Origin of the sequence: Marinobacter sediminum (assembly GCF_016820575.1) — a bacterium.
Taxonomy (GTDB): Bacteria; Pseudomonadota; Gammaproteobacteria; order Pseudomonadales; family Oleiphilaceae; genus Marinobacter; species Marinobacter sediminum.
The window spans coordinates 386222-401263 of sequence record NZ_JAEMQH010000003.1 but is presented as its reverse complement, the minus strand read 5'-3'; the positions used below and the strand labels follow the sequence as shown (position 1 = coordinate 401263).

General features: G+C 58.1%; 13 protein-coding genes. 4 read left to right on the top strand and 9 right to left on the bottom strand.

Annotated elements, in window-relative coordinates; genetic code table 11:
* Positions 1-8 precede the first annotated feature (8 nt).
* The 3 genes from FGO67_RS15370 to FGO67_RS15360 form a co-directional block, all read right to left on the bottom strand.
* Positions 9-479 (bottom strand): flavodoxin family protein, encoded by a 471-nt coding sequence (locus FGO67_RS15370; RefSeq protein WP_203301554.1) that lies wholly within the window; start codon positions 477-479, stop codon positions 9-11.
* 46 nt (positions 480-525) lie between these two features.
* Positions 526-1572 carry a recombinase RecA gene (gene recA / locus FGO67_RS15365; protein ID WP_203301590.1) on the bottom strand — a complete coding sequence of 349 codons (1047 nt, stop codon included), beginning with the start codon at positions 1570-1572 and terminating at the stop codon, positions 526-528.
* A gap of 188 nt (positions 1573-1760) precedes the next feature.
* Complete coding sequence (locus FGO67_RS15360; protein WP_203301553.1) at positions 1761-2270, bottom strand: CinA family protein; 510 nt, start codon at positions 2268-2270, stop codon at positions 1761-1763.
* Positions 2271-2352: 82 nt separating this feature from the next.
* On the opposite strand from FGO67_RS15360, the gene mutS reads away from it, so the two are divergent.
* Together mutS and fdxA are read left to right on the top strand one after the other, a co-directional pair.
* Positions 2353-4983: a DNA mismatch repair protein MutS gene (mutS, locus tag FGO67_RS15355; protein WP_203301552.1), complete on the top strand. Its 2631-nt coding sequence runs from the start codon at positions 2353-2355 to the stop codon at positions 4981-4983.
* A 158-nt stretch (positions 4984-5141) separates the two neighbouring features.
* Complete coding sequence (gene fdxA, locus FGO67_RS15350; protein WP_041342382.1) at positions 5142-5465, top strand: ferredoxin FdxA; 324 nt, start codon at positions 5142-5144, stop codon at positions 5463-5465.
* Positions 5466-5541: 76 nt separating this feature from the next.
* Here fdxA and FGO67_RS15345 read toward each other — a convergent pair whose 3' ends face one another.
* From FGO67_RS15345 to FGO67_RS15320, 6 genes are all read right to left on the bottom strand, one after another.
* On the bottom strand, positions 5542-6174 hold the full coding sequence (locus tag FGO67_RS15345; protein ID WP_338039581.1) for a LysE family translocator: 633 nt from the start codon (positions 6172-6174) through the stop codon (positions 5542-5544).
* A 36-nt stretch (positions 6175-6210) separates the two neighbouring features.
* Positions 6211-7245, bottom strand: coding sequence for a hypothetical protein (locus FGO67_RS15340; RefSeq protein ID WP_203301551.1), 1035 nt, complete (start codon positions 7243-7245; stop codon positions 6211-6213).
* A gap of 167 nt (positions 7246-7412) precedes the next feature.
* Positions 7413-8363, bottom strand: a complete 951-nt coding sequence (locus FGO67_RS15335; protein WP_203301550.1) for a DegV family protein — start codon at positions 8361-8363, stop codon at positions 7413-7415.
* Between the two features lie 122 nt (positions 8364-8485).
* Positions 8486-9307 (bottom strand): metal-dependent hydrolase, encoded by an 822-nt coding sequence (locus tag FGO67_RS15330; protein WP_203301549.1) that lies wholly within the window; start codon positions 9305-9307, stop codon positions 8486-8488.
* A 255-nt stretch (positions 9308-9562) separates the two neighbouring features.
* A complete protein-coding gene (locus FGO67_RS15325; protein ID WP_203301548.1) occupies positions 9563-11191 on the bottom strand; it encodes an acyl-CoA synthetase in 1629 nt (542 codons plus the stop codon).
* Between the two features lie 180 nt (positions 11192-11371).
* A complete protein-coding gene (locus FGO67_RS15320) occupies positions 11372-12844 on the bottom strand; it encodes an aminotransferase-like domain-containing protein (RefSeq protein WP_238942473.1) in 1473 nt (490 codons plus the stop codon).
* Positions 12845-13037: 193 nt separating this feature from the next.
* Here FGO67_RS15320 and FGO67_RS15315 point away from each other — a divergent pair, with 193 nt between their 5' ends.
* Together FGO67_RS15315 and FGO67_RS15310 are read left to right on the top strand one after the other, a co-directional pair.
* Complete coding sequence (locus FGO67_RS15315) at positions 13038-13841, top strand: PhzF family phenazine biosynthesis protein (protein WP_203301547.1); 804 nt, start codon at positions 13038-13040, stop codon at positions 13839-13841.
* Between the two features lie 106 nt (positions 13842-13947).
* Positions 13948-15003: an NAD(P)-dependent alcohol dehydrogenase gene (locus FGO67_RS15310; protein WP_203301546.1), complete on the top strand. Its 1056-nt coding sequence runs from the start codon at positions 13948-13950 to the stop codon at positions 15001-15003.
* The last annotated feature ends 39 nt before the right edge of the window (positions 15004-15042 follow it).

Here is a 15042-nt window from a genome sequence, read left to right as displayed (position 1 = left end):
TAATCTGGCTAGATGAGCCCCGCATCGAGACTGGCCGCCACGTATAGCCCAAGCTCCTGACACTGATCCTCGAAACCATCCTGGAATTCACCACGGCAGATCAACGGATCCTGAATGCGCCGCCAGCGCAGACCCGTGGTGATGCTCTCGATGGCACGGTGGGTTCCGGTGCCGTCGTGGCCGGCGCGGATATAGTAGGCAAAGGGCAAGCCCTGGGTTTTCTCAAGACAGGGGTAGTAGCTGCGGTCGAAGAAATCTTTCAACGCCCCGCTCATATAGCCGAGGTTTTCCGTGGTGCCCAAGATGATGGCATCGCAGGCGAGCACATCCTCCGGGCCGGCCTCCAGTGGCGCACGAACCGTCACTTCGACATTCTCGATATCGTCGTGGCTGGCACCCTGTAGCACCGCCTCACGAAGTTTTAGGGTGTTCGGGGAGGGCGCATGGGCAACAATCAGCAGTCGCTTTGTGTCAGCCATTGCCCTCCCCTGATCTTGGTTAAAGCACCAATTTCGGTTAACTCAGTTAAAGCAGCTCACCGTTAGCTTCAGTCTCTGCCTCGGCCGCCTTCTCTTTCTTCTCGGGCTTCGGCATCAGCTTGTCACGGACCTTGGCTTCGATTTCAGTCGCCATGTCCATGTTCTCTTCCAGGAACTTGCAGGCGTTGGCCTTGCCCTGGCCGATCTTGTCGCCGTTGTACGCGTACCAGGCGCCAGACTTGTCTACGAAGCCTTCTTTCACACCCATGTCGAGCACTTCGGCCATGTGGTAGATGCCCTTGCCGTACATGATCTGGAACTCGGCCTGACGGAACGGCGGAGAAACCTTGTTCTTCACCACTTTCACACGGGTTTCGTTACCGACAACCTCGTCACCGTCTTTCACCGCGCCAATACGACGAATATCCAGGCGTACAGACGAGTAGAATTTCAGTGCATTACCACCGGTGGTGGTTTCCGGGCTGCCAAACATCACGCCGATCTTCATACGAATCTGGTTGATGAAAATCATCAGGCAGTTGGCGTGCTTAACGTTACCGGTCAGCTTCCGAAGAGCCTGGGACATCAGGCGGGCCTGCAAGCCAACGTGACTGTCACCCATCTCGCCTTCAATTTCCGCTTTCGGCGTCAGCGCGGCCACGGAGTCGACAATAATCACGTCTACCGCGTTGGAGCGAACCAGCATGTCGGCAATTTCCAGCGCCTGCTCACCGGTGTCCGGCTGGGAGACCAGCAGATCGTCCACGTTTACGCCCAGCTTCTCGGCGTAAACCGGATCCAGAGCGTGCTCGGCGTCCACAAACGCACAGGTCTTACCCTGCTTCTGCGCTTCGGCGATGACCTGAAGGGTCAACGTGGTTTTACCGGAACTCTCAGGACCGTAGATTTCACAGATACGACCGTAAGGCAGGCCGCCAATGCCGAGGGCGACGTCCAGCCCCAGGGAACCGGTGGAAACCGCAGGAATGGCCTCGCGGGGCTGATCGCCCATTTTCATCACAGCGCCTTTACCAAACTGACGCTCAATCTGGCCCAGTGCTGCGTTAAGTGCTTTCTTGCGGTTGTCTTCCATCAGTGCAAAACCCTCTGTCGCCATGACGACCGGAACTGCTCAATACCAGCCGTGAAATAATGAGTCGGGAATTCACACAGTAGACACTGTAAATCCCCTGTATATTTGAACAGTATTAAAACATAACCGGAAGAGTAGACCAACCCCTTCCTCAGTGAAACTAACCACCCCGTTGCGGGGCCGCGGTCTCAGGCCGACTCCAGCCCCTCCAGGTACTCCTGAACTCCCTTCAGGGCAAAGAGTACGGCCTGTCGCCGAACCTGGTCCCGGTCGCCATCAAACTGTTTCACCACCGCTTCGGTGGACGCCGGATCGCACCCCCAGGCAAACCATACCGTGCCTACAGGTTTTTCCGCGCTGCCTCCGCCCGGCCCTGCCACACCGCTGATCGCGACCGCCACCTGAGCTCCGGTAGCCGCCAGGGCGCCGGCCACCATCTCCCGAACCACAGGCTCACTGACCGCGCCATGCTCATCCAGCGATTTCCGGGTAACCCCCAACAATGCCTCCTTGGCCTCGTTGCTGTAGGTCACCAAACCACCCAGTACATAGCGGGATGAGCCATCCTTGTCGGTCAAAGCCTTGGCGACCCAGCCGCCGGTACAGCTCTCAGCCGTGGCAATCATACGTCCCTGACGCTTGAGCAGTTCGCCAAGCCCTACGCCGGCGTCTAACAGTTCCTGATCCGTGGCTGTCATAATGACCTCCTTCATTTCATCCGAGGCGTTATTTTCTTACAATTCACGCCTTCATCCAAAGCAAGGCAATCCGGACCCGTCCATGTCAGCAGCTCAGACCGATCTTTCCAAGCACACGCCCATGATGCAGCAGTACCTCAAGATCAAGGGCCAGCACCCCAATGAACTGGTGTTCTACCGGATGGGGGATTTCTACGAGCTGTTCTACGAAGACGCCAAGAAAGCCGCCGAGTTGATGGACATCACCCTGACCGCCCGGGGGCAGTCCGGAGGCAACCCCATTCCCATGGCCGGTATCCCGTTTCATTCGTCTGAGGGATACATTGCACGGCTGGTTCGGGCAGGTCAATCCATCGCCATATGCGAGCAAATTGGCGACCCGGCCACCAGCAAAGGACCGGTGGACCGCCAGGTCGTGCGGATCGTCACCCCCGGCACACTGAGCGACGACGCCTACCTTGAGGACCGTCGCGACAACCTGTTGGTGGCCATCTACAGCCACCGCGAGCAGTTCGGTTTTGCCTCGCTGGACATTTCCAGTGGTCGCTTTGCCGTCTCAGAGCTGGACGATCTTGAAGGCCTTCAGGGGGAACTCCAGCGCCTGCGACCGGCGGAGATACTGATCAGCGAGGATTTCCCGTACGAAGACGTACTGGAAGGCTTCACCGGTATTCGACGCCAGGGCCCCTGGTTGTTTGAATCCGACACCGCGCGCCGGGTCATTACCCACCAGCTGCAGGTCCGGGACCTGACCGGTTTTGGCTGCGAAGATCTCACCCTGGCCATCTGCGCCGCGGGCTGCCTGCTGCAGTATGCCAAGGAAACCCAGCGCACCGCCCTGCCCCATATCCGCAAGCTGACGCGGGAGCGCCGGGACGAGGCGGTGATCATGGATGCGGCCAGCCGCCGCAATCTGGAAATCGACACCAATCTGATGGGCGGTCACCTGCACACCCTGGCCTGGGTAATGGACCGCACCGCCACCTCGATGGGTGGCCGAGAGCTCCGGCGCTGGCTGAACCGGCCACTGCGGGATGTCGACACCGTATCCCAGCGCCAGCAGGCAGTTTCCGCTTTGCTGGACGGTTTCCATTACGAGCCGGTGCACGATTTACTGAAAGCCGTCGGTGACATTGAACGAGTACTGGCGCGGGTTGCCCTGCGCTCGGCCCGCCCCCGGGACCTGGCCCGCCTGCGTGATGCCTTCCAGGCACTGCCGAAGCTGCAGGAGACGCTGAAACCGGTCAATTCACACCACATTGTGAAATTGGCAACTGTAATCAGCGAGTATCCGGAACTGGCCGACCTGCTCGAACGCGCCATCATCGACAATCCACCGGTGGTCATCCGCGAAGGCGGGGTGATTCGTGAGCACTTCGATGAAGAACTGGATGAACTCCGGAACATCAGTGAAAACGCCGGCCAATACTTGCTGGACGTGGAAACCCGGGAGCGCGAGCGCACCGGCATCAGCACCCTGAAAGTGGGCTACAACCGCGTGCACGGCTATTACATCGAAATCAGCCGGGCCCAATCGGATCAGGCTCCGGTCGATTACATCCGGCGCCAGACGTTGAAAAACGCCGAGCGGTTCATCACCCCGGAACTGAAGGAATTCGAAGATAAAGCACTGAGCGCCAAGAGCCGTGCCCTGGCCCGTGAGAAAGCCCTGTACGACGAAGTGCTGGAAACCGTGGCGGCGGAACTGGCTCCGCTTCAGGACGCCGCCCAGGCCCTGGCGGAAATGGACGTGCTAAGCAACTTTGCCGAACGGGCGACCAGCCTGCGATTTGCGGCGCCCGAGTTCAGTGATCAACCCGGATTCGATATCGAGGAAGGCCGGCACCCGGTGGTCGAACAGTTACTGGACGAACCTTTTGTGCCCAACGACTTGTTGATGGACACCGAGCGACGCATGCTGGTGATCACCGGCCCGAACATGGGCGGTAAGTCCACCTATATGCGCCAGGCCGCGCTGATTGCCCTGCTGGCCTACACCGGCAGTTTTGTACCCGCGAACCGGGCGGTACTGGGTCCGGTGGACCGGATCTTTACCCGCATGGGCTCTTCAGACGACATTGCCGGTGGCCGTTCTACCTTCATGGTGGAGATGACTGAAACCGCCAACATTCTCCACAACGCCACCGAATTCAGCCTGGTGCTGATGGACGAAGTGGGCCGTGGCACCAGCACCTTTGACGGCTTATCGCTGGCCTGGGCAACCGCCGAGCACCTGGCCAAGAACATTCGCTGCTACACCCTGTTTGCCACGCACTATTTCGAGCTCACCCAGCTGGCTGACGATCTCCAGCACGCGGTGAATGTGCACCTGACCGCCACCGAGCACGATGACAGCATTGTGTTCCTGCACAACGTTCACGATGGCCCTGCCAGCCAGAGCTACGGTTTGCAGGTAGCCAAGTTGGCGGGTGTGCCCCAGGACGTGATTCGCAATGCCAAGGGTCAGCTGGCGCATTTGGAAGGCAGTGCGACACCGACGGCTACCCGCTCACCAGTCTCTGCCAGCAGTGACGCAGAGTGCCCGGCGCAACCTGTCGCTCAAGCCAATGACCCGGTCATGCAGGGCGATATGTTTGCCAGCCTGGAACCCAGCGCGGTTGAACTGGCGCTCAAGACACTCGATCTGGACGACCTGACACCGAGGGAAGCCATGAACCGGCTGTACGAACTGAAGGCTCTGATGGCCAAATAGCAGGAAATTTCGAAATATTGAGGCGAGTAATAAGGATATAGCGGCCTAACGCTTGCGGGTCTGCGGGGCGCTCCCTACAATATCGCGCATTAAAACATAACCATGGAGCCTGACCACAAGCTCCGGATGAGATTGACCACTGGACCAGGGATCTGATTATGGCGTTTATCGTTACTGATAACTGCATCAAGTGCAAATACACAGACTGCGTGGAAGTTTGCCCGGTAGACTGCTTCTACGAAGGCCCGAACTTTCTGGTAATTGATCCCGACGAGTGCATCGACTGCGCCCTGTGTGAGCCTGAATGCCCGGCGGAAGCGATTTTCTCCGAAGACGAGCTGCCGGCCGACCAGGTCGAGTTTGTTGAGCTGAACGCGGACCTTGCTGGTAAATGGCCGAACATTACCGAGAAGAAGGATCCACTGCCGGACGCCGAAGAGTGGGATGGCAAGCCCAACAAGCTCCAATACCTGGAGAAATAAGGTCCAGCCTTCCGGCAGAATGCGACCGTAAAAAAGGGAAGCCCTCGGGCTTCCCTTTTTTATGCCTGGCATTCAATCAGCTGCTGGCCAGCTTGGCACCCATGGCGACGAAGAAACCACCGGTGGTGGCGTTAAGCGCCTGCCGTACCCGCCGGCTGGCCCCCAGCCCCTTGAACCGGACCACCACAAACGCCAACCCGCACTGCCAAAGCATGGCCAGGAAGAAGTGCACACTAGCCAGGAGAATCGACTGCTGAAAGGCATTGCCAGCGGGATCAACAAACTGGGGCAGCAACGCCATATAGAACAAAGCGGTCTTGGGATTGAGCACATTGGACAATACCCCTTCCCGGAAAGAAACTACCGAAGACACCCGGCGCTTGCGCACGGCTGGCGCTTCGGCGGCAGGCTCATGCTCTCGCACCATGGCCTGGCGCAGAGACACCAGTCCCAGCCACACCAGGTAGCAGGCCCCTGCCCATTTCAGTGCGGAAAAGGCCCAGGCAGTCTCCACCAGCAGGATGGAAATACCCAGCGCCGACAGAATCGCGTGCAGGAACAGGCCACTGCAAATGCCCACACTGGTCACGCAGCCATCGCGCAGGCCACCGCGACCGGTGTTACGCATCACCAGCAAGGTGTCGACCCCGGGGGTCACGGTCAGCAGGGTGATGGCCACCAGATAGGCCCAGAACAACTCGGTAAACACTGAAAGTCTCCGCTAATGCTTCGAAAGCCCTGCCCTTCAGGCCTTCGGCTCAAGAATCCTGCGCGCGGCGGCTGAATGGTAAAACCCACTTAACCGGCGGCGCATCAGGGCCTCAACATAGCCTTCCTCACGCAATACGTCCATAACCGGAATAGCGTACGCGTCTACCTCGGCCATGATCACCTCGCGTGTAACACCGATATCACCCAACAGTTCGGCAATCGGCTGGTCTCCGTACTTGGCGAACAGGTGGTTAACCACCGCCCGGGCGCAGCCTTCGAAATAGGCGGTTTGCCGGAACTGCAGCCAGAAATCGTAGCCCAGCACCACAAACTCCTGCAGCTCGACATCGCCCAACCCCTCGCGCAAGTCGGCGATGGTGCGATTCTCAAGGGATACCCAGGCGGCCATCACACTGTCGCGCACTTCGTCATCGGACAGCGCCTGATTAAGAAACTGCTCACTGCGGGCAATCAGCCCGGGCAGGCTATCGGACAGCCAGCTCTTTATCCGTCGCTCAAAGGTTTCATCGAGCCCGGGCACGGCCCTGTTCGCCATCTTTTTGCCGAACTTCATCATCGACCCGACCCCGGGTACGGATTTGGTGAGGAGGTTGTCCTCGTACAGGTAATTGACCAGGCCGGTGTAGACCAGGTTGGATGCCAGTTCCTGATACACCGGGTGCGCCATGATCTCGCTGATCACCCGCTCGCGCTGTTGGCGCAGTTCCAGCACCTCTTCAACAAAACCGGTGGCCTGCTCCCGGGTGATGACTTCGCCCAGGGTGGTCTTGGCTTGTACCGGTGCGTTCATCACCTCGGTCGCCATCTCAGCGGCAAGTTCTGGAATACCGGCGTCCAGTTCCATATTCACCACCACCCGCTGGATAACGCCCATCACCTGGTCCACGGAGCTGAGCCGGTTCAGGGTGATCGACTCGGCGTGGTTCAACAGCTCAGACACTTCCCGCTCCAGGAACTTGCGCAGCTTCGCTCCCTTTAAAGCCGCCATTTCGTGTTTCACGTGCTGTTTCAATAGCTGGCTGGCGAGATCCGCGCTGCTGTCGCTCATGGCTTTGACCGTCCTGTTTGTGGAAACATTTAAAAGAAGAACTGCGAGGCTAACACGTTGGCACATCAGAAGGGTTTGCCGAAGTTACCGGGATACCGCTGCGGCGGAGCAAATACCCGCCGCAGCGAACGCCTAATGATCAGGGCTATTTGACAGAAACTGGAAAGCTACTGGAAATCGCTGAAGTTGTGCGGGTCGGCCGCCAGCGCAAGACACAGGCTACCCGGCCCTATGTAGATGCTGCTGGTGATGCCCATTTGCGACAACAACAACTCAACACCGTTGCGTTCACAGGCTTCCCGCAACAGGTTCAGACCAGGCAATTCTTCAATTTCATCCCAGTGCAGGCCACAGGACAAACTGACATAAGGCGTACGTAGGCCTTCCTCCACACGGGCTGCCGCGTAGTTCATGACTTTTTCGACCGCCGAGTCAAAACTCCAGGTCTTGGCCACGGGCTGAGCCTCCGCGCCCTCGCCGAACAACACGGGCGTAATATTGAGCGCCTTACCCATAAAGGCCACCATTGCCGATACGCTCTTGTCGCCGCGGCGACGCGCCCGCTCCCGGATGTAATGCAAGTCTCTCGGAATAACGCAGGTAAAAATGCTCTTCGAGAAGGTTTCAACCTCATGGCGGAGCGCGTTCTTGGAAAGCTTATTCTCGATCAGTTTCAGGGTATGAGCCGCCAGCAGCCCCTGACCGGCAAAGATCTGATTGGTATCAATGACCCGCATGGAGAATTTGCCAGCGCGGCCAGCGGCCGAGCGCGCTGCGTCGTAATTGGCCATCACGCTGTTCATCGCCAACGTAGCATTGTCGAAAATCAGACTCCGACTACGCGCGACGGTTTCACAGAAGGCCACATCGAACTGCGTGACAATCTTTTTCATGAACAGGTTGTGAATCTGCTCCGGGGAATAGGCGCGGGTTTCGGCGTAGTGGCCTTTCTCCAGCAAGCCACTCCGATAGAATTCCTGGGTCCGGACTGGATCGTGTTCGTCTATATAGATCTTGCCATTAATCACGGCGGTAACAGGGAGGATAAACAGGTCGTGTTTGCGGCTGAACTCATGAGGTAAGTCGCACGCGGAATCAACGATCAAACCAACTCGCATGGTAACGTCTCCGGCGTTGGGCCATTCCGTGCATGGGGAGGCCCGTTCTTGTCATTATTTTTTTAGGCAAGCAGCGTCACTCCCTGTGTTTGATTTTTCATCAACAACGTTTGCCGTTGGAACTACACGGATTCCAACTCCCTAAGGTTCCGTTCCAGAAGCCGCCGGTTGTCCTGCTGCCACGGATGGAAGCCTTTACGGAAATAGACAAGAAAGCCGGGCAGGCACTTGCGAATAACCCCGGGTTTGCCCCATAGGAAATTCAGTCCTCCAAGCCATGTCCTCAGGCTCCAGAGTTTGCCGTCGGTTTTCAGCAGGCTGCAGGTATTGAGGAAGGTGTACTTGAAGAAATTCCAGGTTACGAACAGGAATACGATACGGCGCAGGCGCTCGTTACCCACACACTCACGGTAGACATCAAACGCCACCGACTTGTGCTCGGTTTCCTCAATCGCATGCCAGCGCCACAGGCGAGCCATGGCCGGCGTCGCGCCTTCCATCCACTCCGGGTGTTCGAGAATGGCATTAGCCAGCACCGCAGTGTAATGCTCGGCACCACAGGTGCCCGCCAACTGGCGGCTCGGCGGCAAATTGCCAACCCATTGCATGTGACGGGCGAAACGCTGGTCGATGGCATCGATGTCATAGCCCCGCGCCTTCAGCGCTTCGTTGTAGCTTCTGTGCTCCCGGCTGTGGAGGGCTTCCTGACCGATAAATCCCCGAATTTCCGACTGCAGCTTGGGATCGTCAATGCGATCTCGGTACAGTCGAACCGCGTTAATAAACTGCTGCTCTCCATCAGGAAACTGGAGTGACAAGGCATTGAAAAAGGCGGTTTTGAACGCGTTATTGCCGTGCCAGAAGGATTTGAGATCCTCGCTGACATCGAACCGGATGTGCCTGGGCTGAACAGACACCCCTTCAGGTGTGGAACTGATGGTCATGGCTGCCTCCTGTTGTTATTGCACTGGGGCGTGTTGTTATTGGTTGCGAACAGCGGTCAAAAAATCACCATCAGATTCAGTTTAAACCCGAACTTTAAAGCAGAGAAAGGCGTTGCGAGGCCAGCAGGACAATTTGTCACCAAATGACATCCTGTCTTAACAGGCGACAGGAACAAAAAAAGGAGGCTTTCGCCTCCTTACGGAATCACTCAAGCAGCGGTCTCCAGCGCTAAACCAGAGATCGCCACCGCAAAGTCAATCCAGATTTTTCGCCTGATCCCTCAAAACAAACTTCTGGATCTTGCCAGTCGAGGTCTTTGGCAGCTCTGAAAAAACAATAGTTTTCGGCACCTTAAAGCCGGCGAGATGCTGGCGACAGAAGCTAATGATATCCGCCTCGCTGACCTCCCCCGCATCCGGCTTCAGGGTTATGAAGGCACAGGGCGTCTCGCCCCACTTCTCATCGGGGCGGGCCACTACAGCCGCTTCCATGACTCCGGGATGACGGTAAAGCGTGTCCTCGACCTCAATGGTGGAAATATTCTCGCCGCCGGAAATGATGATGTCCTTCAGGCGATCCTTGATTTCCATGTAGCCATCCTCGTGCCACACCGCCAGATCTCCGGTGTGAAACCAGCCGCCCCGGAAGGCCTCTTCGGTCGCCTTTGGATTCTTCAGGTAGCCCTTCATCACAGTGTTGCCGCGCAGGAAGATTTCACCAATGGTTTCGCCATCTTTCGGTACCGGTTCCATGGTGTTTGGGTCACCCACCATGGTTCCACCGAGGGTCTGATAACGAACGCCCTGACGGGCCTTCTTACGGGCGCGGTCGTGCAGGGGCAGCTGGTCCCATTCCGACTTCCAGGCACATACGGTGACCGGGCCATAGACCTCGGTCAGTCCGTACACATGAGTCACCTGAATACCCATTTCCTCGATCGCGCCGATCACCTGGGCCGGCGGCGCCGCACCGGCGGTCATGGACTTCACTTCGTGATCAATGGATGCCCGGGCGGACTCAGGCACATTAAGCAGACCATTGAGGACAATCGGTGCGCCGCACATGTGGGTCACCTGGTGCTCCTGGATCAACTGCAGGATCTTCTCCGGATCTACCCGGCGCAGACAGACATGGGTGCCTGCCATGGCGGTAATGGTCCAGGGAAAACACCAGCCGTTGCAGTGGAACATCGGCAGGGTCCAGAGGTAGATGGGGTGCATCCCCATGGACCACACTGCCTGGTTACCCAGCGCATTCAGGTAGGCACCGCGATGGTGGTAAACCACGCCCTTGGGGTTGCCGGTGGTACCCGAGGTGTAATTCAGGGAAATGGCGTCCCATTCATCCGACGGAAAACTCCACTTGAAGTCGGGATCGCCTTCCTGCAGCAACGCTTCGTAGTCGAAGTCACTGACCTGAACGCCTTCACCGTATTCCGGGTCATCAACATCAATCACCAGGGGTTTGTTCTTGAGCCGGCTGACTGCGTCGTTGATCACCGCACCAAACTCGCGATCGGCGATGATGACTTTGGCTTCGCCGTGTTCAAGCATGAAGGCAATGGCCTCGGCATCCAGCCGCACATTCAGAGTATTCAGAACCGCGCCGATCATGGGCACCCCGAAGTGGCTCTCCACCATGGCCGGAATGTTCGGCAACATAACTGCCACGGTGTCACCACGACCAATGCCACGCTTCTTCAGCGCCGAGCCGAGGCGCACACTGCGCTCGTAGGTCTGGGCCCAGGTGTATCGAAGCTTGCCGTGGATAACCGCCGGAAACTCCGGGTAAACGCTGGCGGTGCGTTCAATAAAATCGACGGGGGATTGGACGGCGTAATTGGCGTCAACGGGCGCAAGGCCCTGATCGAAGATTGAGGTCATAAGGGATTCCTCTCTGGGCACTATTGTTTTTATAGAAAGCGATCTTATGGAAAATGTTCTTTTGGCGGATTCGGGACGCTCCCAGCGCTTCCTTATCCTTGCTCTTCAAAGCATAGTATTTGAACTGAGACAGTGGATATATCACACCAAAGGCGCATGACCTCAGCGCCCGATGGCACCCTAAGTGCTGCTCTCCCACTCCGCATGGGCCAGTGCGCCCAGCCGCGCCACCGCTTGCTCAATACGCTCGGTCCAGGGATTGGCACTGTTCAGACGAAGGCAGTTGTCGTACTTGTTGGTGGTCGAGAACATCAGGCCGGGCGACACGTTGATATTCTCGGCCCGGGCTCTCTGGAACACCCCGGTACCGGAAATGTTATCGGGCAACTGCACCCACAGCACAAAGCCACCCTGGGGCCGACTGACTGCAGTGCCTTCCGGAAACGAGCGAGTGATAGCCGCCCGCATCCGCTCACAGGATTCGCGGTAATGCTGTCGGGCTGAGCGCAGGTAGCGGTCGTAACTGCCCTGCTCCAGAAAATGCGCCACCGCCAGCTGAGAAATCGACGAAGTCGCCAGATTCGCGAAATACTTATGCTGACGGGCCGCCGCCATGTACCGGCCGGGCAGCATCCAGCCGAGGCGCAGCCCCGCCGAGATGGTCTTGGAGAAGGAGCTGCAGTAAATAACGTTGTCAGTCCGGTCAAACGCCTTGGCCGGCTTTGGCCGATCGCCGGTGTGGCACAGATCGCCGTAGATGTCGTCCTCAATCAGTGGCACCCCGGCGGCCGCCAGCATGGATACCAGCTGCTGTTTGCGCTCGTCTGGCATTCTCGCGCCCATGGGGTTGCTGTGGTTGGTCACCACCACGCAGGCTTTCAAGGGCCACTGATCCAGGGCCAGCTGCAATCCCTCCAGGCTCAGACCGTCAGAAGGATGGGTCGGAATCTCGATAACCTGAAGCCCCACCACTTCCAGGGCCTGCAAAATGCCCGGAAACGACGGTGTCTCCACCGCAACAATATCCCCCGGCTGGGTCACCGCCCGGAGCGCCAGAATAATCGCCTCCTGGGCACCGTTAGTAGCCAGAACATCATCCGGAGAAACCGGCACCCCCAGGGTGGCCATGCGCTGGGCGATCTGGCGCCGGAACGACTCCTTGCCGGGAAACGCGTAATCCAGGGTTTCCAGGCCACGCCGGGCCGCCCAAAGGGTGCTTTGCTGAATCTGACGCAGCGGCAGGTAATCCGGGTGCGGAATGGCGGTGGCCAGGGGCACCATCTGCTTTTGTTCGTCAGCACATAGATCCAGCGCCATCTCCCGCGCCGTCACCGGCACCGGCTTGGCCCGATGTTTCTGCATGACCGGCTCCGGGGCATCCAGGGCCGGCAGACGCACGAAGTAGCCGCTGCGCTCCCGGGCGTCCAGGTAGCCGCGCCCTTCCAGGGTCTGGTGCGCCTGCAGGACAGTAGAAATGCTCACTCCGAATTGCCGGCTGAGCACCCGCACGCCGGGCAGGCGGTCGCCGTCCCGATAGACACCCTGTTGAATCAGGGCCTGCATTTGATCCGCCACCTGGTTGTATAAAACGCCCATCTCGTCGCCCTCGTACTTAACGTGCCCTAAATTCTGACCGCCAGACTGCCATTGCAACAGATTTCCGGGCTGACCCATGAGCACAGCTTGCTGAAAATTTGACCAGCACAGTTGCTTATCAAAACAATCTGTACCGGTTCAAAGAAATATTAACTGAATCTGTTACGCGTGTCCGTGACGCTTCACACTGGGTCCTGACCAATCGGCGCAATAGCCCTATGCTGACACTACGTTTGAAGGAGAACCGATTATGACCTACCCCATTTACCAGGTAGACGCTTTTACCGACAGAGTTTTCGGCGGAAACCCTGCCGCTGTTATGCCGTTGGATGAGTGGCTGCCGGATGCCAGCATGCAGGCCCTGGCCGCTGAAAATAACCTGTCCGAAACCGCGTTCTTAGTACCTCTGCCCGAGCAAGACGATGCCGACTTTCACATCCGCTGGTTTACTCCGGGTACCGAAGTGCCGCTGTGCGGCCACGCCACGCTGGCCAGCGCCTGGGTTATTTTCAACAAGCTGGGCTGGCACAAAGACAACATCCGCTTTGTCTCCAAGAGCGGGCCGCTGGGTGTTCACCAGGACAGCAACGGCTGGCTGGTGCTCGACTTCCCCAACCTCAAGTTTGATAAGCAGGAAACCCCGGCGATCATTCGCCAGGCTCTCGAAACCGTGCCGGACACGGCCTACTTCGTGCCCAACGACACCAATTACATGATTGTTCTGGACAGCGAAGCGGCCGTGCGCGCCGCCCAGCCTGACCTGCGTAAACTCAAGGAGCTGGGCAACCAGGGCCTGATCGTGACGGCCAAAGGCGACCACTGCGATTTTGTCAGCCGCTACTTTGCCCCGGGTGCTGGTATCGAGGAAGACCCGGTAACCGGATCGATCCACAGCGTGCTAGTGCCCTACTGGGCCAACCAGCTCGGTAAAACGCAACTGGATGCCCGGCAGGTCTCGAAGCGCGGTGGCGTGCTGCGCTGTGAACTGCAGGGCGACCGGGTGGCCATTGCCGGTCAGGCCGCGTTCTATATGGAAGGTTCGATTCAGCTCTAAGCGGCGCTGGCCAGACGTCAGTTACATAATGGCAATGCCAGAGGGTGATAGATTCGGCGCTATCCGGAGTATATCTCTGTTCATCCCCGGAAAAGGAGACCAGATCATGACAGCAACCAAGGCCTATGCGGCACAGTCTTCAACCTCTGGCATGGCGCCACACGACATCAACCGGCGTTCGTTGCGAAACGACGACGTTGCCATTGAGATCGACTACTGCGGTGTCTGTCATACCGACATCCACTTTGCCCAGAACGATTGGGGTGTGACCCAGTACCCGGTCGTCCCCGGCCACGAAATCGTTGGCCGAGTCACTGCGGTGGGACCGGGTGTGAAAACCTATCAGGAGGGTGACGTTGTTGGCGTTGGCTGCATGGTGGACTCTTGCCGCACCTGCTCGGCATGCGAAGCCGGCCTGGAGCAGTACTGCAGCGAAGGCATGACCGGCACCTATAATGGACAAGACCGCCACGACCACTCCATTACGTTCGGCGGCTATTCCGAGCGCATCGTGGTCAGTGAACGGTTTGTGGTGCGCATACCCGAAAAACTGGATATCAAGAAGGCCGCGCCGCTACTTTGCGCCGGTATCACTACCTATTCGCCGCTGCGCCACTACGGCGTGAAACCCGGCCATAAAGTCGGCGTGATTGGCATGGGCGGTCTCGGACACATGGGCGTTAAATTCGCCAAGGCACTGGGCGCGGAAGTCACCATTTTCACCCGGTCCGAAAGCAAGGTTGGCGAAGCCAAAAAACAGGGTGCCGACCATGTGGTGATCTCCACCGACGAAGACCAAATGGCGGCGGCAGCGGAAACCTTCGATTTCATGCTCGACACCGTGCCGGTACAGCACGACATCAACCCCTACCTGAACTGCCTGACCTACGACGGCACCCACATCATGGTGGGACTGCTTGAGCCCATGGAGCCAGCGCTGGAAACAGGTGCATTGGTGTTCAAGCGCCGGGTACTGGCAGGCTCACTGATCGGCGGTATGCCAGAAACCCAGGAAGTGCTGGATTTCTGTGCCGAGCACGACATCAGCTGTGACGTGGAAATGCTCGATATCCACAACATCAACGACGCTTACGAGCGGATGAAAAAAGGCGATGTGAAATACCGCTTCGTCATTGATATGGCGACACTGAAAAACAGCTGATGCTGAATGGCCCGGCGTTGATTCGGTCATCGCCGGGCT